Source organism: Pigmentiphaga sp. NML080357 (genome assembly GCF_002188465.1).
Lineage (GTDB): Bacteria > Pseudomonadota > Gammaproteobacteria > Burkholderiales > Burkholderiaceae_B > Pigmentiphaga.
On record NZ_NINW01000047.1, the window covers coordinates 1 to 18,995 of the forward strand.

At 66.8% G+C, this 18,995-nt stretch carries 22 protein-coding genes; 1 reads left to right on the forward strand and 21 read right to left on the reverse strand.

Annotated elements, in window-relative coordinates; translation table 11 throughout:
* The 21 genes from CDO44_RS21505 to CDO44_RS21610 all read right to left on the reverse strand — a co-directional run.
* Nucleotides 1-226, reverse strand: a 226-nt coding sequence (locus CDO44_RS21505; protein WP_144389456.1) for a hypothetical protein, incomplete at its 3' end; no start/stop codon positions are given.
* Nucleotides 223-462, reverse strand: a complete 240-nt coding sequence (locus tag CDO44_RS21510; protein WP_087782343.1) for a hypothetical protein — start codon at nucleotides 460-462, stop codon at nucleotides 223-225. The genes CDO44_RS21505 and CDO44_RS21510, both read right to left, overlap by 4 nt.
* Entirely contained in the window at nucleotides 459-689 is a 231-nt protein-coding gene (locus tag CDO44_RS21515) for a hypothetical protein (protein WP_009521773.1), read from the reverse strand. Before CDO44_RS21515 ends, CDO44_RS21510 begins: the two co-directional genes overlap by 4 nt.
* A 9-nt stretch (nucleotides 690-698) precedes the next feature.
* On the reverse strand, nucleotides 699-1,502 hold the full coding sequence (locus CDO44_RS21520; protein ID WP_087782344.1) for a phage BR0599 family protein: 804 nt from the start codon (nucleotides 1,500-1,502) through the stop codon (nucleotides 699-701).
* Nucleotides 1,499-3,121, reverse strand: coding sequence for a hypothetical protein (locus CDO44_RS21525; protein WP_144389565.1), 1,623 nt, complete (start codon nucleotides 3,119-3,121; stop codon nucleotides 1,499-1,501). Before CDO44_RS21525 ends, CDO44_RS21520 begins: the two co-directional genes overlap by 4 nt.
* A 60-nt stretch (nucleotides 3,122-3,181) precedes the next feature.
* Entirely contained in the window at nucleotides 3,182-4,324 is a 1,143-nt protein-coding gene (locus CDO44_RS21530; RefSeq protein ID WP_087782346.1) for a hypothetical protein, read from the reverse strand.
* Between the two features lie 7 nt (nucleotides 4,325-4,331).
* A complete protein-coding gene (locus CDO44_RS21535) occupies nucleotides 4,332-5,303 on the reverse strand; it encodes a hypothetical protein (RefSeq protein ID WP_087782347.1) in 972 nt (323 codons plus the stop codon).
* 2 nt (nucleotides 5,304-5,305) lie between these two features.
* Nucleotides 5,306-8,506, reverse strand: coding sequence for a tape measure protein (locus CDO44_RS21540; RefSeq protein WP_087782348.1), 3,201 nt, complete (start codon nucleotides 8,504-8,506; stop codon nucleotides 5,306-5,308).
* Between the two features lie 3 nt (nucleotides 8,507-8,509).
* Nucleotides 8,510-9,157 (reverse strand): DUF6441 family protein, encoded by a 648-nt coding sequence (locus tag CDO44_RS21545; RefSeq protein WP_053822749.1) that lies wholly within the window; start codon nucleotides 9,155-9,157, stop codon nucleotides 8,510-8,512.
* Between the two features lie 189 nt (nucleotides 9,158-9,346).
* On the reverse strand, nucleotides 9,347-9,736 hold the full coding sequence (locus CDO44_RS21555; protein WP_060784897.1) for a DUF6631 family protein: 390 nt from the start codon (nucleotides 9,734-9,736) through the stop codon (nucleotides 9,347-9,349).
* Between the two features lie 10 nt (nucleotides 9,737-9,746).
* On the reverse strand, nucleotides 9,747-10,499 hold the full coding sequence (locus CDO44_RS21560) for a hypothetical protein (protein ID WP_087782349.1): 753 nt from the start codon (nucleotides 10,497-10,499) through the stop codon (nucleotides 9,747-9,749).
* 2 nt (nucleotides 10,500-10,501) lie between these two features.
* Nucleotides 10,502-10,681, reverse strand: a complete 180-nt coding sequence (locus CDO44_RS21565) for a hypothetical protein (RefSeq protein WP_087782350.1) — start codon at nucleotides 10,679-10,681, stop codon at nucleotides 10,502-10,504.
* 6 nt (nucleotides 10,682-10,687) lie between these two features.
* On the reverse strand, nucleotides 10,688-11,113 hold the full coding sequence (locus CDO44_RS21570; RefSeq protein ID WP_053822752.1) for a hypothetical protein: 426 nt from the start codon (nucleotides 11,111-11,113) through the stop codon (nucleotides 10,688-10,690).
* An 11-nt stretch (nucleotides 11,114-11,124) separates the two neighbouring features.
* Entirely contained in the window at nucleotides 11,125-11,409 is a 285-nt protein-coding gene (locus CDO44_RS21575; protein WP_174782328.1) for a hypothetical protein, read from the reverse strand.
* The gene (locus CDO44_RS21580) at nucleotides 11,409-12,410 is read right to left on the reverse strand and encodes a major capsid protein (RefSeq protein ID WP_053822753.1); all 1,002 of its coding nucleotides are present in this window, start codon (nucleotides 12,408-12,410) and stop codon (nucleotides 11,409-11,411) included. Before CDO44_RS21580 ends, CDO44_RS21575 begins: the two co-directional genes overlap by 1 nt.
* Before the next feature lie 2 nt (nucleotides 12,411-12,412).
* On the reverse strand, nucleotides 12,413-12,790 hold the full coding sequence (locus CDO44_RS21585) for a head decoration protein (protein ID WP_087782351.1): 378 nt from the start codon (nucleotides 12,788-12,790) through the stop codon (nucleotides 12,413-12,415).
* A 1-nt stretch (nucleotide 12,791) separates the two neighbouring features.
* Complete coding sequence (locus tag CDO44_RS21590) at nucleotides 12,792-14,024, reverse strand: S49 family peptidase (RefSeq protein WP_087782352.1); 1,233 nt, start codon at nucleotides 14,022-14,024, stop codon at nucleotides 12,792-12,794.
* A 22-nt stretch (nucleotides 14,025-14,046) separates the two neighbouring features.
* Nucleotides 14,047-15,573, reverse strand: a complete 1,527-nt coding sequence (locus CDO44_RS21595; RefSeq protein ID WP_053822756.1) for a phage portal protein — start codon at nucleotides 15,571-15,573, stop codon at nucleotides 14,047-14,049.
* Nucleotide 15,574: 1 nt separating this feature from the next.
* Complete coding sequence (locus tag CDO44_RS21600; RefSeq protein ID WP_053822757.1) at nucleotides 15,575-15,781, reverse strand: phage head-tail joining protein; 207 nt, start codon at nucleotides 15,779-15,781, stop codon at nucleotides 15,575-15,577.
* Nucleotides 15,782-15,791: 10 nt separating this feature from the next.
* Complete coding sequence (locus CDO44_RS21605) at nucleotides 15,792-17,762, reverse strand: phage terminase large subunit family protein (protein WP_053822758.1); 1,971 nt, start codon at nucleotides 17,760-17,762, stop codon at nucleotides 15,792-15,794.
* A gap of 10 nt (nucleotides 17,763-17,772) precedes the next feature.
* Nucleotides 17,773-18,300, reverse strand: coding sequence for a hypothetical protein (locus tag CDO44_RS21610; RefSeq protein WP_053822759.1), 528 nt, complete (start codon nucleotides 18,298-18,300; stop codon nucleotides 17,773-17,775).
* A 118-nt stretch (nucleotides 18,301-18,418) separates the two neighbouring features.
* Here CDO44_RS21610 and CDO44_RS21615 point away from each other — a divergent pair, with 118 nt between their 5' ends.
* On the forward strand, nucleotides 18,419-18,931 hold the full coding sequence (locus tag CDO44_RS21615) for a DUF3489 domain-containing protein (protein WP_053822760.1): 513 nt from the start codon (nucleotides 18,419-18,421) through the stop codon (nucleotides 18,929-18,931).
* Nucleotides 18,932-18,995: the final 64 nt, after the last annotated feature.

Here is an 18,995-nt window from a genome sequence, read left to right on the forward strand (position 1 = left end):
CGACGGCGCCGACGATGCCGCCCTCGCGGTCGTCGCCGCCGAACAGGTCGGGCTGATTGATGGTGATCTGGCCGCTGGACGTCATCGATCCCGACCACGCCGTGCGCTCGCCGACCACGATCTTGTTCAGCGAATCGACCGGCCCGTGGCACAGCGCCAGATGCATCCCGGCGTAGTAGCGGTAGCCGACCGTGACGCTCTTGCTGCCTTTGCCGCCGCCGCTCATGCCTTGGCTCCCTCGTTCGTTATAGAAAGGGCCTGCTGCTCAACGTGCTCGGCCAGCCGGATGGCCATCGCATCCCCGGTGGCCCGAAGCCAGCCAGTGGTCACGCCTTGTTGGCGAAAATCCTCGAAGGTCACGCCGTCGCGCGGAAACCAACGGCGCAGGCCAGCATTGCAATAGCCCAGCGCCTTGGCATCGAGGTGGGTGGCGATTTGCCGGGTACTGTGCTGTTCGCTCATTTCTTGCCGCCTCCCTTGGTCTTGATCGGCGTTGTCCGCACATCGCCGAACCAGACGCAGTTCGGCTGCTTGATCGTCCGCGTGCCGAACAACACCGGGATCGGGCTGTCGGTCGCCGCGACCGGCGCATCGACATCGCCGGGCTGCGGCGTGGTGGTCTTGGGCTTGGGGGCGAGCAGCGACGACAGGACCGTCGTGATCACCCACACGATCAGGTATTGCCACATGGAAAAGCCTCAAACGATGGCGTCGCCGGTGAAGGGGTTCTTCACCGGGATGTAGGGGAAACCGCCGTAGTTCAGCTGGTTGCCAAACTTGGCGGCGCAGGTCGCGAGCGTGTGGTCGCAGCCCGGATACGCCTCGAAGGCGTCGCCGGCTTTCAGGCCGGGGATCGGCGCCGAGAGGGTCACCGCGCCGCCGGAGCTGGCGACGATCATCCGTTGCGCCCCGGCGGCCATGAGGCGTCCGCCGACAAACCAGGCAATCGGCTTGGGCAGAAAGACGGACGCAGTCACCTCCAGCCCCGCCACGCTCTCGACGATGCCGGCCGTTTTGTAATCGGCCGCGTTGACCTTGCAGCCGCCGTGGTAGAGCGGATGACGGCAGTTGATCTGGTAGTTCGCCCGCCGCCCCGAACGCTTGAGCGTCGTGAAAATCGGCTCGCAACGCATCTGCACCGTGACGCCACTGAATACCACCGACACGACACGGCCTTTCCACCAGGTGATGAACTCAGCGTTCGGGTCAGTCAGATGCTGGCGGAAGATCGTGAGCGACAGCACGCCATCGGGCGGGGTCACGATGAAGGACTGCACCACGCCGATATCGAGTGCCGCTTCCAGATTCAGCATTGCGCGGCCGAACTCCTGCGTCTGCTCGATCTCCGAGCGCCGTATCGGCGCCGGGATGTACGGCTCGCCATTGTAGGTCACGGCATCCCGCGCCGACGTGTAGCGCCAAATGGTGGTCCCCAGCGCGAAGCGATACAGCTCGATCGGCTGGCCGGCATGGAGGCTGTTTTCTTGGTTCTGATAGGTCATCCGTTGATGCTCCGAAGCGGCAAGGTCACCCGCGCCACGCGATCCGTCTCGAAGAAGATCTCGACGGCATCGCTCTCCAGCCGGGCCAATTCCAGGAAGCAGACGATCCGGAAATCGGATGGCACGCAGGCCCGTCCCAGCGCGGCGTCGATCCGCATCCGCTCGACAACCCCGTCCACGAACTCGAACCCGGTGATGCGGCGCAAGAACCAGGTGCCGTCGTTGTGGAGGAAGGCCACGTCCTGCCTACCGGGCATGGCCTGGTAGTAGGTGGCGAAGCCCCGGCCCTGGACCAGAATTTCCGTGGCATCCAAGGCGAAGGGCTGGGCGACTTCGAGGCCACGCTCCCAGGTCGGCACCCAGAAAGGCACCTGCCGCCCGGCGCGGGCGGCGAGCCAGCCTCGCATCGCAGTGAGCCGGGTGCGGTCCGGTAGCAAGTACTGATGGCGGCGCACGATGAAGGGGCGGTTCGGGATGTCGATCACCGCAGGCGTGCCGGTCTCAACGTCGAACACATCGACGAGTCGCTGATAGTCGATGCTGACGTCCTCGACCCGGTTCGGGTGCTGCAGCAGCGTGTCGTAATCCCGGTACTGGATCGGCGAACTGATCGCCGTCACCGGCGAGGCCAGGTCCTCCAGCTCGAACCGGAGTTTGGCCTGGGAGATCGCCGCCGTTGGCCGGGTGACGGTCTGCTGGGCGGGCAACCGTCCCAGCCGTGCCGGGGCGATCCAGGAGCCTGCGGGCCAGTTCCCCAAGGCCGGGCGCTTGAGCGTGATCGTCCCGGCGGTCAGGGACAGTACTTCCAGTGCCTCGCTGGCGCCAGCGCTTGAGCCGACGATGGCGAGCCCACCGGCGTGATAGTCCAGGTCCGTGGTACTCACGGCCAGCACCGTGTCGCCGGGATGGATGGCGGCCGCAAGCCAAGCCTTGTCGGTCCACACCGGCACGGCATAGACGCGCGACTGCCAGACGTTCATCAAGAGGTCCAGCTGCCCGCCGTTGCCGTACTCCAGCACGTCGAACTCGAACGAGCGCCGGGGATCGGTCCGCAGCCGCACCCGCTGCTCACCACCGTCGCGCATCGTCAGCACGTCGGTGAGCCATTCCAGCCGCTCGGTGAAGCCACCTTGCCAATCGTGCAGCAGACCCATGACCAGCACGCGGCCATAGCTGATCGCCAGATTCCGCGTGCCGCCAGCCGAGAAATGCAGCGTCAGCAGCGTATCAACGAAGCTCGGGCCGTCGAGCGTCGCCGTGACCTCGTAGAAGATGTCCTCCAGCGCCCGCATCCTCGCGGGCGGGAAGAAGCCCAGGGACAGCCCCTCGGTGTCGCCGTCGAGCTGGAAGATCGTCACCGGGTCCAGGAACGCGTTCCAGACTTCGACGGTACGGGTCGTGGGGATGACGAGGTTGCCGAACTCGATCCGGGCAGGCGCGAGGTAGATCCGGTGGTAGTAGTCGTCCGAGAACGAACCGCAGTGCGCGCCGGTCCGCACGATGAGGGCCTCGGGCGAGGGCTGGCCGCTCGCGATGGCGCCCACCGCACCGACGATGGCGGCAACGGCGGTGGCCGGCTCGTAATACCCGGGACGGCCGCCGTCCCACAGGCTGTTCATCCCGGCGGCCGCTGCGCCGCCCAGAATGTTTGACGTGAAGGCTCCGACGAAGTCGGGCATTTACACCACCTTGCGGTAGGCCAGGCCGTAGTCGTAGCTGATCGGTTCTGCCCCGAGCGTGTAGGCCTTGTTCCACAGCGGGAAGATCTTCCATACGTCGGTGCCGAGGGTCAGTTCGTCGCCCGGGTTGAAATTGGAGATGTTCAGGAAGCGCACATCGGGGAATTCACCGAGCAGCGTCCAGGTGCCGACGTAGGGCGTGCGATTGACGCCCACGTAGCAGGGCATCATCGGTGCCAGGCCGTTGTAGCTCTGCGGGGAGCAGTGGTAGGCCAGATCGTGTGCCAGGGTGTGGAAGGAAACCTGGGGTCCCCCCGAGATATAGCCTGCGCGGTTGTTCACCGAGTTGGAAAAGGTCGTGCAGCCGTAGGCATCCAGGTTGGCCGTATCCCAGACACCGGTCGAAAGCAGGCGCCAGCCGACCGTCCAGCCGTCGATGTCGGCTCGGACGTAGGTACCGGGATAACCGTTCGACGCGAGCGCCGATCGCGACAGCCCTTGGCCGTTCGATCCGAACGGGACCATCTGATTCGAGCTGTTGAAGGCGTAGGCCGTGGTCGTGAACGATTCGATGGGGCATCCTGCGGTCAGATACTGGCCCCCGGCAAAGGCGCCGTATTTGTTGATGAAGCCGAACGACAGGTGGCGGAATCGGCCCGGCGTTTCCTCGATCACCACGTGCACGAAGTCGCCGTTGGAAAACAGGTGGTAGGCATAGAGTGAGGTGGCCAAGGGACCTACCATCACGAACTTTCGGTTGTTGGTCTGCAGGTTGGCGGCCGTGCCGGCAGCGAAGCCGTCGCACACCCAGGCCTCCAGGCAGGCGTAGGTGCCATTGACGCCGTTCTTGTAGAGCTTCTTGTTGACCGCGAACAGCTGGTAGGACAAGCCGTTCTTGGTCAGCACGACCCGGTTCGCGACGAGGCTCGTTTCCGACTGGTTCTTGTACGCATCGGAGCCACTGACCGAGGAAATCATCGACGTCGTGCCGGCGTGAGTGGCGCCACCATTCGATCCATAGGTCGGAAAGGTCAGCGTAAAGGTGTCGGTTGCATTGGCCGTCCAGCCGTTGGCGACCGCGAAATTCTTGATGGCAGTCAGCAGCGTGTTGATGTCGGCCGACGCACCGGTGATGTAAGCCATGATCGCCTCAAGCGAGTTGGATGGCGGCAAAGCGCGCCGCGTTGGTGGAAGTCGCCGCCTGCACGACCAGATGGGATTTGCCGGCCACGGTCACGGTGTCGCCAGCGGCCACTCCGAAGCCCGGCACGGCAAACACGCCTTGCAGCTCGCCCCATATCGAGAACGGACGAGTCGTCGCGCAGTCATAGAGGATCGCCGGCAGCAGCGGGCTCGCGCCGCTCGGCAACTGCGTGAGATTGCCCAGGTCGTAGCGCCCGGCGCTGTTTTTCCTGGTCTCCAACGACATCGCCCAGGGCCAGGCGCGACCGGTGTAGGTCGTATCGAAGCGGTTGGTGCCGACCCAGCCGCCGCTCGGTTGCAGGAGCGCCGCGCTGTAGCTGCCGTATTCACCATCGTTGCGCCAGAAGGCGCTGCCCGCGATATCGAGATCCGAACTCTGGTAGTTGTCGCCGCGCGATGTGTTGGCCCCGATGAATAGCGGGTACGGATATTGGGTCGGGGTGCCGTAAGGCAGGATGAAGCCCGCGTAGAGCGCGCCCCAATACGCCGAGGACTTCGCCACCGCGATGAAGCGCCGGCCGTTGGCGACGAACCAGTAGCTGATCGCGCTGTTGAAGAGCGGCATCCTCGGCACGATGCCGAGCGAACCGGCACCCGAGAGCAGACTGCCCGGCTGGCCCTCGGGTGTGTTGATCGAAACGATGCTTTGCCAGGACTGTGACCCGAGCACCCGGATCGAATACGCGGGTGCCGCAGCGTCGGCAAACAGGGCCAGTTGGACGTAAATCGCATCGCCCGCCGAGGAACCTGGGCCCCGCAGTTCGGCCAGATCCCGCTTCGCGTCAAGCGTGAAGGTGTCACGGCGTAACAGCGTCCAGGCTTCGCCTCCGGCGACCAGCGTCGCGTCGGAGGTCAGAAACGTGATCAGCTTGTTGAACAGGTCGGCGGCATTGGTTGCGGTGCCAGAAGTCCAGGCCATTCTTATCTTCCAAGGATGTTGCGAACGGAGGCGGCATTGCGCTGGATGAGGTTCATCACCACGCGCTCGCCGGCGCTGCTGTTGAGGTAGTCGGCCGCCATCGTCGGGTCGATCACATTCACGATGCGGATGTTTTGGCCCGGGGTTGGCTGCGCGGGGGCTTCCGGCACGAGGCCGCCAACGGCAAAGGCCAAGCGCCCACCGGAAAAACGTGGCCCGGCAGACAGTCCGTTGATGGCGTTCAGGAAGGACACTCCGAGCCGGCTCACCGCGCGGGCGTTGACCACGTACTCGCCGTGGGACAGGCGCGCTGGAATGGAGTCGCTGGTCGAGGTACCGGGGCCGGTGACGTAGCCACCCGTGGCGAAGCCGCTGCTGAAGAACGAGGCGATCAACCCGCCCAGTCCACTCGCGCCGCCCGCGCTACCGCCGCCCATCAGGCTGCCGAACAAGGCCTCGGCCAGTTTCTGCGAGACGATGCGGTTGATCGTCTGCAGCACGGATCGACCGAAATCCGCGAATGCGTCCTTCGCCGACTTGGCGCCGCTGCCGATGTCCTGGAACAGTTGGGCGAATCCATCCTGGACCGCACCGTCGATGGCGACGGCCACGTCGTCGACCACCAACTTCACCTGCGCAATCTCGTTCTTCCACGCTTGCACCCGGGCGACGGCGTCCGGGCCGATGGCTGTGGCGGTAGCCTCCAACTGCGGCAGCAGAGCATCGAGCGATTGGCCGGTCTGCTGGTGCAGCGCAAGGATCTGCTGGCGGGCCTGCGATTCCGTGAGCAGCCCCGATTGGCGCTGCAGGTTGATCGACTCCTCGGAGGCACGCATCCGCGCGAGCGCATCATTGAACTGTCGCTCGTACTCGGCCAGATCGGCCGCCGCCGCTTTGACGTCTATCAGCCGACCGACGGTGGCCACGCCCTCGGTGTCACCCTCGGCGCGCAGCCGCTCGATCAAGCTCTGGTACTGCCGCTCGATAGCCGCGCGGCGATCCTGGCTGGTCGCGGCACCGGTGAGATCGAGCAGTTCGTCGCGGACCTTAGCGAGTTCCTCGCGCAGCTCGCGCTCGGCTTGGACCGCTTTGCGGGCATTGGCGACCTCGACGTCGGCGCGCTTGTTGTTGAGGACCGTGAGCTCCGCTTCGAGCTTGGCGACTTCGACCTTCGCCTTGATGCGGGTGGGTTCGTCCTTGCCCGTCTTGACCAAGCTTTGCTGCTGGGCGAGCGATACCTGCGCACGCTGGATTTCTGCATCGATCTCCTGCTGCTCGATCCGGGTCTTGGCCGCGTAGTAGTCCTTCAGCGAGATCAGCCGGCCTTCGAGTGCCGCATCCAGTTCGCGCGCCTGGCGATCCAGTGCGTCCTTGAGGATCTTGAGTTCCGCCTCGGCCTGCGCCTGTACCAGGGCCAGCTTGGCGGCCTCGACACCCTTGTCGGGCGTCGGCTTGGCCGGTGGTTGCGGGCGGCCGAATACGCCGGGCTGGTTCTTATCGGGTCGGATGCGACCGGCGATGGCCTGAGCAGCTTCGCCAACGTAATCGCGCGTCACGGCGTCGCGCACGGTCCCCGCCAGTTGCTTGCCGAAGTCGCGCATCTCGCCAAGTCGGCGGCCGAGGACGGCACGCAGCGACTGCATCGAGAAGTCCCCGCTGAAGGCCGCTGCCACGTCCTGGCCCAAGGCCTTCGCCAGTTCCCCGATGTCGGAGAAGGCATTGCGAAAGCGCTCGACCATGAAGGCAGCCGTGACGCCGACGACGCTGCCGACCGCGTTGAAGGCGCCGATGACACCATTGACCATCGTGCGGATGGCAGATCCGATGGCTCGGATCGCATTGAGCATTACCTCGCGCACGCGCGCCCAGCTCAGATTGTTGGCGCCGACCAGCCGCCCCAGGGCGCTGACGACGTCGCCGACCTTCTCGACCACCAGGTCCCAGGTGGCGCTGACGATCTGTTTGATCGAAGCGGTCTTGCCGCCGAACTCGACCAGGGCGTTGCGCGCTGAATAGAGGGCCCCGGCCAAAAGCGTCACCGTGGTCACGATCACGCCGATGGGGCCGCCCAGGAGTGCCAGTACCCCGCGCAACAGACCCGCCGCGCGACCGAGCAGCGACGTGGAGGCCACGGCCTGCGTCACGGTGCCGGTGGCGGCGGTGGCTTGCAGCCGGGCCTTGGCCGCATCGACGACCAGTGCGCTGGTGGCGAGGCCTTGCGCCCGCGCCTGGGCCAGGGCCGCATCGGCGAGGCGAACCCGTGCCAGCGCCTCGGCTTCCAGCGTGCGCAGGTTGGCAAGCCGCGCCGCCGCTTCCGCTCGGGCGGCGGCGATGCTGGTCGCAAAGGCACTCACCATGCGGCCGAAGGCGGCGACCAGCACGACACCGGCCAGATCGATCAGCAGTTCGAGATGCTGGGCGACGAGTTGGATCGCCTGCGCCAGACCTGCCGTCAGGCCGGAGCTCGTGTCGCGCTCGCCGAAGGCGCGCAGAAAGGCGTTCCTGAGACGGGTGAGCGCACCCGACACCGTATCGGGCAGGCTGCCGTACTCCTCGGCGAGCCGGCCACGCTGCTTGAGCAAGGCGTCGAGCACGGCCTTGGACGTGATCTTTCCTTCCTGCGCCAGGGCCCGCAGCGAGCCGAGCGGCACGCCCATCCCGTCGGCGATGGCCTGCGCCAGACGCGGCGTCTGCTCGATGACCGAGTTGAATTCCTCGCCGCGCAGTTGTCCCGAGGCGAAGGCCTGGCCCAACTGCAACAGCGCCCCGGCCGCGGCCTCGCTGGAGGCGCCGGAGAGCGATACGGCCTGTCCGATGGCATCGGTCGCCGCCAGCACGTCCGCCTGCGAACGCCCCAGCGCCTGCACCGAGGGCGCCAGCCGCGCGTAGAGCGTGACGGTTTCGGCGAGCGGTGCGCGGTTGCGCTGCGCGATCTCGAACAACGCCGCGTCGGCGCGGTTGAACTCCTCCTGGGAGGTGACCGCGAGCCGCAGGCGCGCCTGCAGGTTCTTGTACTGGTCGGCGACCTCGACCAGTTCGCGCACACCCAGTCCCACACCGATGGCACCGCCGATGCGGGACAGGACTTCTCCCACCTGGCCTGCTTCGCTGCGCAGGCGCGAGAGGCTGCCCTGGACGGACTGGAAGGCGCGTCGCGTCTCATCGACGGCGGTGATGAGGATCTGCGCGCGATTATTCGCCATTGCTCAAACCTTCGACATTGCCTTGCTGATGGCCGCCGTCAGGCGGGGAAGATCGACCCGCACCGAACGGGTAAGGTCGAAACGTTTCTTGAGGGTCACGCGCCGCACCAGCATGGCGACAGGAATCTCCTGGCCACGCTTGATGCGCTTGGCGCCGGTGCGCTCCCGCTCGGCGCTGCGGAAGCGCGCCAGCGGCCGGGCGTTCTCGCCGATGTTCTCGGCCATTAGGATCTGCTGGCCGTTCTTTTCGACGAACCAGGCATTGCCGGATCGCATCAGCGCATCGATCACCCGGGCAAACGCCTTGCGTCCGATACGCCGGTGTTGCGGCAGCAGCGGGATCAGCATCCGCCCCCGAATCGTTCCTCCCTGTTCGTGCAGGCCCAGCCAGGACACCTTCGAGCCGATGTAGAGCGCCGGAAATTCCGTGGCTTTACGGTCGAACACCTTGGCGTGCATCGACCGGAGGAACTTGGGACTTGCAACCTTGAAGCTGGCGCGCATTTCGCCCCGCACCCGCTCGGCCATCTCTTTGCCGGAATCCCGCATCGCGCGGGCGACGGCGGTGTGGATCGTTTTGTGGGTATCGGTTTGCCAGGCGTTGAAGCGACGACGATCCAGCAAGCCCTCAGCGACCAGATCGATCTTCATCGCGCATTCCCTGTTGGAGTTCGGCCTGGAGCTGACGGATGCCTTCGCGGTTGCCCTGGGCGGCGGTGGTCATGACCGCGAGCTGGGTGGAGAGCCGTTCGCGCTCGAGACGGCTGTCGGCGGCCAGAAACGCGTTCAGCTGGCCCAGCGTGTAGCCGAGGATGTCCGGGTAGCGGTGGCCACTGCGGATCAGGCGGGCGATGGCGTCGCTCCAGCCAACCGTCCGCTCAGAGACTGCGCGAGCGTGCTGACCTTCGGCGCGACCCGGTGCACGAAAAAATCCGCGTTCACCTCGAACACCGTGGCGGCGAGCGTGATCGCGTCGTCGAGCGCCAGCGCGTCCACCCATTCACGCGGGCGTCGGCTGGCCAACGCCAGAGCGGTGAGCAAGGAATCGCCGTGTTCACAGAGCAAAGCCAGCCAGTCCGGCTCGCCGGTCAGCTGCTCGGCAAAGGGCCGCACGGCCTTGAGCATCGCGGGCAGCTCGCCGATTACCAGCGGGCTGATCGTCAGGCGCTGCCCGGCGATCTCCAGGGATTGGGTTTGCGGGACGAGAACATCCAGGTCAGAGGTGGTCATCGTGTACTCCTCACAGCAGCACGATGCGGCCGAACTGACCGAGGTCGCCGGCAGCGGGCTTGAGCGTGTCCGCCAGCACCTGTCCGGAAAGCTCGAACTTCAGCAGTTCGTCGGTGATCACCGACAGTTCCTTGGCCGGGTTGATCGCCACGCGGTACAGGTCGATCACCACCTCGCGGTTGCTGTCGGCGATGTTCAGGCCTTCGAAACGCACCCAGCGCTCCGGCAGCGGCTGCGTGAACAACGCGGTGGATTGCGCGGTTCCATAGGCGTAGTCGACCTTGAACGGCTCCACGTAGGGGCCGCCCGTCGTCTTGTCGTTGATGACCAGCGATCCGTGCTTCGCATTGAGGCTGTACTGGGCGGTGGGCAGCGTCTTGGGCGTGCCCGAGGCGTCCTTGACCACCACAGAGGAGACGTTCTGCTTGGCGAGCAGGTACAGGCTTCCTGCCGTGACCGGGTTGGGCAGTGCCTCGGCCGTCACCGTGCCGCTGACCTGTTCGATGGTCGTGCCGTAGAGCGCCAGGCCCAGATTCACCGCGATCAGCTCTTCCAGCGTGCAGGCGAATTCGCCCTTCTTGGTCTTGATCAGCTGCAGGTCGGTCAGGCGTTGTCCGCTGGTGGACTCCTGGTGCTCCAACGTCTCCACGGACAGCGATACCTTGAGCTCGGGCACGTTGCCGACAAAACTCAGGCCTTGCGGGTTGCCGGCAGTGTCGCGGGCGCCGATGTAGACGCGGCCTTGTCCAGAAAAGTACGGCATGGTCAGTCTCCCTTGCGTGCGGTGGATTGCGGTTTGACGCCCGGCTCATCGGGCGCCTCGGTAGGTTTGGCGACGCCGCGTTCGATCAGCCAGCGTGCGGTGGCCTCGTCGACATCGAGGCGCGTGCCGGGGACGCACTGCACGCCGGCATGGGTGTGGGGTTTGATGAGTTCAACGGTCATGGCAAGTCATCCTTTCTGGGTCAGGTCCATGGCATGGGTGCGGTAGCGGATCTCGTAGCGGGCCGGCAGCGCGACGGCGCCAGCGTCGGCATCCTCGGCATCCCACTCGGCATCGACCTCGTGCAGCAGGAGCGCGAGGCCGCCGAGGGTCGCGTCAGGCATCAGCGCCGAGTGGGCGTCTACCATCGCCCGGTCGGCCTGGTCGAACGCGTCATCGCCGCGCGCCACCACGGTGAGGCGCAGCGTCAGCACCCGGTCGACGAGGTGGTTGGCGTAGCCGGTGATGCGGTCGCTCTCGGCGAAGAGCAGCAGCGCGGGGCTCGCGTCGCGGGTGACCGGCACGGCCGGTTGTCGCAGCACTGGAACGGGTGCGACAGCGGCCGACAGACGGGCCACGACCTCCCGCAAGATGCGCTCACGGATGGAGTTCATAGGCAGAGTCCTCAAATGCGGGTGAGATCGGCACGCCGCTCGCTGCCATCACCGATGGCCCGCACGTCGCGCACGCGGTAGCTCGTGCCACCGATGCTCACGACCTGGCCCACGGCCAGATCGGGCAGAGCCGAGGCGAGGAAGCGCATCGTGTAGTCGGTGGAGAGCGCGAGGCCATCGAGCACGGTCTCGTCCGGGGCAAGGAAGTCCACCATGACGATCTGCCCGCCGACCTCTGCATCCACCAGCAGCCCCGCGTCCGCGGCCGCCGCGTACAGCTCCTCGACGCGCACCATTAGACGGTCAGCTTCACCAGCACGCCCGGGCGGTGGCACATGGGCAGCGGGTTCGACTGGGTGTGCAGGTCCGTGCCCCGGTCGAACTTGCGCGGCTCCTGCTTGGCATACAGTGGCTGGCCGACCGTGTTGACGGTCTCGTTGAAGTCCGCCGGCGCGAAGTAGGTGCCGAAGGTGTCGATGGTGCCCAGCGGAAAGGCGTGCGCCTCACCGGCGGCGATGAAGCGGCGCGCGGTGCCGCTGGCGTCCGTAGCCTGGCCCCGGTACTCCTCGAAGGTGATGCCGCCGTAGGTGAAGCCGCGACGGATGTCGTTGATGAGGATGGCTCCGTTCTGCCAGTTCTCGAACGCCTTCTCGACCTTGGCGTGGCCGGTGAGCGCGGCGAAGAACTCCGGCGAGCACAGGCAGTGGACGCCGTTCATGAACTCGCCCTTGAGGTTTTCCTCGATGGTCGCCAGCACCGTGCCGCACTTGGCTTTGACGTTGGTGCCCGCCGTGCCTAGCTCGAAGGACACCGTCTGCTGCGCGATCTCGAAGGCATCGAACAGGTCGTAGAGCACCGAGCCGTCCGCGTCGAGGATCACGCCCTTGAGCGCGCCGACACGCAGGTGCTCCAGCGTGATCGCGTGCTTGTTGCGCATCGTCTCCAGATGGCGCGCGACCACGCCCGCGACCGTCTCGGTTTCGGTTTCCGAACCGAAGGCGCGGATGCCTTGCACCTCCTCGGGCAGCACCACGTCGTCGTGCGGGATGTGCGGCACGACGAAGGAGCGCAGCTTGCGCTTGCCGCGCACGCCGACCGTGCCGGGCGAACCCGGCGGCAGCGTGGGCAGCAGGTTGAGCACGCCGTTCATTTCCTCGACGACGATCTGGCGCTGGCGCACCGGCTTGGGTGGCATCAGGTTCAGTTCTTCCAGACGCCCGTAGCGGTTGGGCAGGATGTTGATGGCGGCGGTCAGCGCGGCCATCGAGAACGCGGGATTGCTGAAGGGGTTATTCATGGTCAGGCTCCTTGACGGACGAGCACGCCCAGCGCCTTGAGCTGCGCCACGGCGCTGAGTTTTTCGGCGTTGGTGATGGCCGCGGGCCACGCGAGCGCGTGGTCGGCGACGATGGCGTGGCGCGCGACAATCAGGCCGTCGTCGCGGTCGGCGAGCGTCGCGTCGCAAGCTTGCAGCAGAACGCCGGCGGCGACCTGCGTGCCGTCGGTGGCGGACGGGTCGATCCGTGTGACTTTTCCGGTGGCGGTGACGATGCCGATGACCGCGCCCAGCGGGAGGTTCTGGCCGGCGGCGACCGTGACGCGGTCGCGCGAGTAGAGGTTGGGCGCCTCAAACTTGAGCAGGTCGCCCAGATTCAGCGGTTCGGCGAGAACGGACATTTCAGATCTCCTTCTTGGTGGACTGGGCCGCGAGCTGCTTGGCCGCGTCGATCAGCGGATTGCTGGCCGCAGGACGCGCGGCATCGGGCGCGATGCGGCTGACGATTTCGGGGCTGGCCTCGGCCTGCGCCGCGAGCAGTCGGCTGCGCACCTGGGCGGGCGCGGTGTTGGTTTCGAGGAAGCCCGCGATCAGGTCGGCGCGATTGGCGAGCGTGCAGGTCTGCGCGATCTCGATGGCGTCGGCCACGCTCAACGCGGTGGCGGCGGACGGTTGAGGAGAACTGCCAGCGGGATCGGCAAGAGGCCGATCAAGAGCAGCGGGGTCGGATCGTTCATTCATGGAAGACTCCATCTGGTGGTTGCGAAGAAGGCCCGCTTGGCTGGCCGGAGTCACCAGAGTCGGGAGTGGGGAAAGCGATTGCGTGAGCTGGGCGAGCGCGTCGTCGAAACCTCCGACGGCATCGGCCAGTCCGGTGGCGACGGCATTCGGGCCGAAGAACAGGCCGGCTTCGGTGGCGCGCACGGCACCCGCGTCGAGGCCGCGATGGCGCGCGACGGTCTCGACGAACAGCTCGTAGACGCGATCCACCTCGGCCTTGAGCACCGCGTGCGCGGCGTCGGAAATCGGCTCGTGCGGGTTGAGGTCGTTCTTGCGCTCGCCCGCGAACACGGCGGTGTAGCGAACGCCGTCTTTGGCGTCCTTGGCGGACTGATCGACGTGCATCGCAATGACGCCAATCGAACCGACACCACCGGTGCGCGCGACGAACACGCGGGTGGCGGCGGACGCCAGCGCATAGGCGGCCGAGAATGCCATGTCGTTGGCCACGGCCCAGACCGGCTTCAGCTGCGACGCCGCCCGGATGCGGTCGGCCAGATCGAACACGCCGCCCGACTCGCCGCCCGGTGAATCGATGTCGAGCAGGATGGCCGCGACCTCGGGGCTGGCGAGCGCGGCGTCCAGTTGCGCGGCGATGCCGGCGTAGCTGGCGAGGCCCGACTCGGCTTCGAGGCCAGAGGTGCGGCGCACCAGCGTGCCGTGGATCGGGATGACAGCGACCTTGCCGCTGACCGGCGTGGGCGCGCGCGCCGTTGGCGTGTAACCCACGGGCGCGGCGAGATCGGCGAGGCCGATGCGTGCGCCGAGCACGGAGAGGATGACGTCGAGTTTCGGGCGATGGATCGCCAGCGGCACGCCGAACAGGCGAGCCGCCAGATGAGGCAGCACGGTCATGGGAATCCTTCGGGGAAAGCGGTCAGGCGGAGGAGTCGCCGCCGGTGGCGTCGGGCGCGATGGCGTTGCGGTTGGGTTCCGCCCCATCACGCACATTCGCGCCGTCCTTCGACGTGTAGCGAGGGTCGGAATCGAAGATCAGGCCGAGGTCGTCGGCGCGCTTGTTGTCTGCGGCGATCTCGCGGTCGACGTCTTCGGCGTCGTAACCGTTGGCCGAGATGGCTTCCGAGCGGCTCATCAGGCCCGCACGGATCGCCAGCAGCATGGCCTTGTATTCCTTCTCGGGATCGACCCACTGCCAGCCCTGCGGAATCCACTTGGCTTGCAGGTACTGGCGGCGGCGCGCCGGCCCACCGCGCGCGAAACCCGGCGCATCGAGCGAGCCGGCGAGCACGGCCTGCTTCATCCACGTCGCCCACACCGGGCGACACATCTGATGGACCAGCACCGAGTGCTGCACCATCTCGCAGCGGCGGCGGAACTCAAGCAGTCCGGCGCGGATGGACGAGTAGTTCACGCCCGTCAGGTCGCCGGTCAGTTGCTCGTAGGTGATGCCGATGGCGGCGGCGACCGCGCGGAACTGCGTGCGCAGGAACTCCGAATACGAGCCGCCCACGTCCGCCGGATCGGAGAACTTGATGTCCTCGCCCGGCTCCAGAATCTGCAGCGTGCCCGGCTCCAGCCCGGCGAGCGCGATGCCGTCGCCATCGGCCGGGCCTTCGCCCATCAGGTTGTCCTCGGGGTTCTGGCGCGTGACGAAGCCCGCGAACATCGCGGCGGTCTTCTTGCGCACCAGTTCGGCGTCGTCGTACTGGTCGAGTTCGTTGAGCTTGACCAGCGCGCGCGACAGCCACGGCTCGCCGCGGATCTGGCCGGGACGCAGCACGCGGTAGAGGTGGATGACCTCGCGCGCGTCCACGCGCACGGTCTCCATCCCGCCCTGGCCCGACATCGGCGCGAGCCGTCCGTCCTCGGGGTGCGAGCGGTACAGGTGGTAGGCCACACGGCGGCCCAGCGCGTCGAACTCGATGCCCGAGCGCACCACGTTGCCGGAGGGCAGATCGGTGGTGAGGTGGATCGGCAGGTGCTCCGACTCCAGCAGTTGAAGCTGCAAGGGCACGACCAAGCCATCCTCGACACGGCGCGGCCGTAGCCGGATCAGGCATTCGCCGCCTTCGAGCATCGAACGGCAGGCCAAGGCTTGCAGGCCGTAGAAATCGGTTTGGCCCGCCGCGTCGGCTTCCTCGGTCCAGTCGCGCCACAGCGCCTGCACGTCGGCCTTGAAGTCTTCGTCGTCCGACAGGCTCTGCGGCTTGATGCCGGTGCCGACCGCGTTGGCGACGAAGGCGTCGAGCGCGGCCTGCGCCCACGCATTGCGGCGCACGAGGTCGCGGCTCTTGACGCGCAGGTCGGTGTGGGTGGCCAGCATCGCGGCGACCGCGCCGGGATTGCCGGGCATCCACGCCAGCGCGCGGCGGCCACGGCCGGCGGCTTCATGGACGGGCGATTGGCCGAACAGGCGGCGCACGGTTTGGGAGAACCACGCCATGTCAGAAGCCCTTGCCCGTGGTGACACGGATCTGACGCTTGGTGCTCCGACCGACGCTGCGCGCAAGTTCCGCTTCGACGATGCGAATAGCGACCTGCAGTTCCTCGACCGAGCGGTACTCGACCGTCTTGTCGCCGAAGCTCACGCGGCGCTCGCCAGTGGCCAGCGCGCGCTTGAGCGCATCGAGTTGGGTGGTGGTGTAGGTCAAAGGTCTTCTCTCATCGGGTCAGCCAGCGGCTCTTGATCACGCGCCGGCTGCCGTTGCGGGTTCCAGAAGCAGAAAGGCCACCGCTGTGGGTGGCCTCGTTGGGATGTGTCGGTTCGAGCGGCGGCGAATCGTCCGGTGGACGCTCCATGCCGAGTTGTCGCTCCAGTTCGCGCCAGTGACGCTCCTCGAAGCGATCCAGGCCCGCCGCCGCTGCGGCGGCGCGGGCATAGACGTAGCAGTCGAGCGCCTCGTTGCGCTCGCGCATCTTTTGCCATTCGCGCACGGGGAAACCGTTGCGGTCGCGGCGGGTGATCAGTTGTTCGGCACAGAGCTGCTGGGTGAACTCCGCGTCGATCTTGGGCAGGTGGACGAAGCCTGCGGGGAACGTCGTGGTGACGCCGTCCTCGCCGACGTTGGCCGCCTTGCGCAGGTTGTTGTAAAGCTCCAGCTTGGCGATGCCGACCGCGACGGTGAATACCTTGATGCCACGGCGCAGCTTCTTCCCGTCGCGCGAGACATCGACCGCCGTCGGCGTGCCGATCAGCGCCGCGCCGCGCGATGCGCCCTTGACGGCCATCACGCGCGCATCGCGGCAGGCGCGCACGAAGGCGTAGGCTTCCTGCGTGGCAAAGCCGGTGTCGAGCGCGAAGCGTGCCAGCGGCATCGCCGCGCCCGTGGCGTGCGTCCAGGTTTCGTCGAGCATCTCGGCCAGACGCTTCCACACCTGCTCACGCGCGGTGTCGCCCATCAGCACGCGGTGCTCGACGAGCCATGCTTCCTTACCGCGTCCGAAGGCCCAGACCGAGACTTCGATGCGATCCTTCTGCACGTCCGCGCCGCCCACCAGCAGCAGACCGCCTTGCGGCACCGTGCCGATGCGGTAATCCTCGCGGCGTTCGACCAGCCGCTGCCAGTCGGGCGCTTCACCTTCCTCGACCCACGTTTCGCCGAGTTCGGTGTTCTTGAAGGTCTTGATCGCGGCGGCGGAACCGGATTCCTTGCTGACCGCCGCTTCCCACGCGGCGGCGATGTCGCGCCACGCGCGCCAGCCGACCGGGCTGTATAGCGAGGACAGGTGAAAGCCCGCCGTGCGCGGCGCACCGTCCTCGACCATCGCGCGCCACTCGCCGTGTTCGAGCATCCACGTCTTGTGGTGCTCCGCAATCGCGGTGTCGCAGGATTCGCAGACATAGGCCGCCGTCTCCGGCGCGCCCTTGTCCCAGCGCAACTGCTCGAAGCGCAGCCACTGCCGGTGCGAGCAATGCGGGCACGGCACGAAGTAGCGGCGCTGGTCGCTGGCCTCGTACTCGCGCTCGATGGCCGATGCGCCCGAGATCGTCGGCGTGGAAACGATGAAGATCTTCCGGCGCGCGAAGGTGCGCGTGCGCGCCTCCGCCAGCGAGATCGCGTCGCCTTCGCCCTCGACGTCCAGCGGGTAGCCGTCCACCTCGTCGAGGAACAGGTAGCGCACCGGCATCGAGCGCAGGCCGACCGCGCTGTTCGCGCCGGTCATCACCAGCACGCCGCCGCGAAACTCCTTGGCCAGAATCGTGTTGCCCGAATCGCGCGAGCGAGCCGGAGCGATCAACTCGGCCAGCACGCCCGATTCCTCGATCAGCGGGTCGATGCGCTGCTTGGAGTTGCGCTTGGCCATCTCGACCGTCGGCCAGACCGCCATCATCGGGCCCGGCGCATGGTGGATGACGTAGCCGATCCAGTTCGATCCCATCTCGGTCGCGCCGAGCTGGGCAGCCTTCATGAACACCACGCGCTCGACCGGCGAGGTCGGGGACAGGCAATCCATGATGGCCTTCAGGTACGGCGTGCGGCTGGTGCGCCAGCGGCCCGGTTCGGCGGATGCCTTGCTGGAGAGCATCCGATGCCGATCCGACCATTCGGACACCGTGAGCAGCGGATCGGGCGTCAAGCCCTCGCGCCACGCGCGTTCGATTTCGGCTGCGCCTTCGTAATCGACGTCCATTTGTTCCTGTTCAGTCCACGCGCGGGCGCAGATCGCCAAGTTCCTGCAAGTGCTCGCGCACGGCGGCCTCGAGCGCGACATGCATCGTGTGCGGGGCGACCCCGAGCTTGGCCGCCATCTGCGCGGAGATGCGAGCGGGCCAGTTCAGCCACGCATCGCGCTCGGAGCGCGCCAGCTTGAAGACATGGGCGATGGCCTGCGGCCGATCCACCAGCTCGCCCTTGAGCCGGGCCAGCCGCACCTTGTTCGTCTGCGCCTTGACCACCTCGTTGACCGTGCGCGCCTGAAGCAGCGACGCACCGCCAGCAGGAAGGGCGGCGGGACCGTCGCCACCGCCTTCCGGTACGGCGACCTTCGTGGCCTTGGCGCGCGTCCCCGCCTTGGGAGCATCCGAGTTGCGTGCCCACTCCCGATCCGCGCGGTCGGCGTCGATGGTGCCGTCAGCTTCCGGCGTGATGCGCCCAGCCCGGATGGCCTTGTGAACAGCGGTGTCGGTTACGCCCCGGTGGCGGGCGTAAGCGCGTATCGAGATGCCCATTTTGAGAACCAGCGGCCCCTTCATTCATTTGTTCGTCATTCCCCCGGAATCAGCTTGGCTTCTCTCTGGAACAGCGCGTTCATCACGTCACCCATCAACCACCCCGAAGGAGCAGCAAATGACCACCAGCCAACTGACCCCGGCCCAGCACGCGATCCTGGCCTACGCCCTCGAACACACCGGCGGCAAGATCGACTGGTTCCCTGACAACATCAAAGGCGGCGCACGCAAGAAAGTGCTAGACGGCCTGTTCAACCGCGCCCTGATCACCACCGACGGCAACGACTGGTTCGTCGCCGCCGAGGGCTACGACGCGATGGGTCGCGCCCGTCCCGCGCCCCTGGACGCCGACCCGGAGATCGAGGCCGCCGTGACGGCCGCCGAGGCCGAGTGGGCCCAGGACAAGACCACGCAGGCCAAGCCGCGCACCCGCGAAAACAGCAAGCAGGCCGAAGTCATCCGGATGCTGCAGCGCGCAGAGGGCGCGACGGTGCGCCAGATCTGCGACGCCACGGGCTGGCAGGCGCACACGGTGCGCGGCACCTTCGCCGGAGCCTTCAAGAAGAAGCTCGGCCTGACCATCGTCTCGGACAAGGCTCAGGGCGGCGAGCGGGTCTACCGCATCGCCTGATCAGAAAGATCGAGAAAGAGGCCAAGCGGCGCTTGGCTTCTCAATCGAGCAGCGCGTTACTACG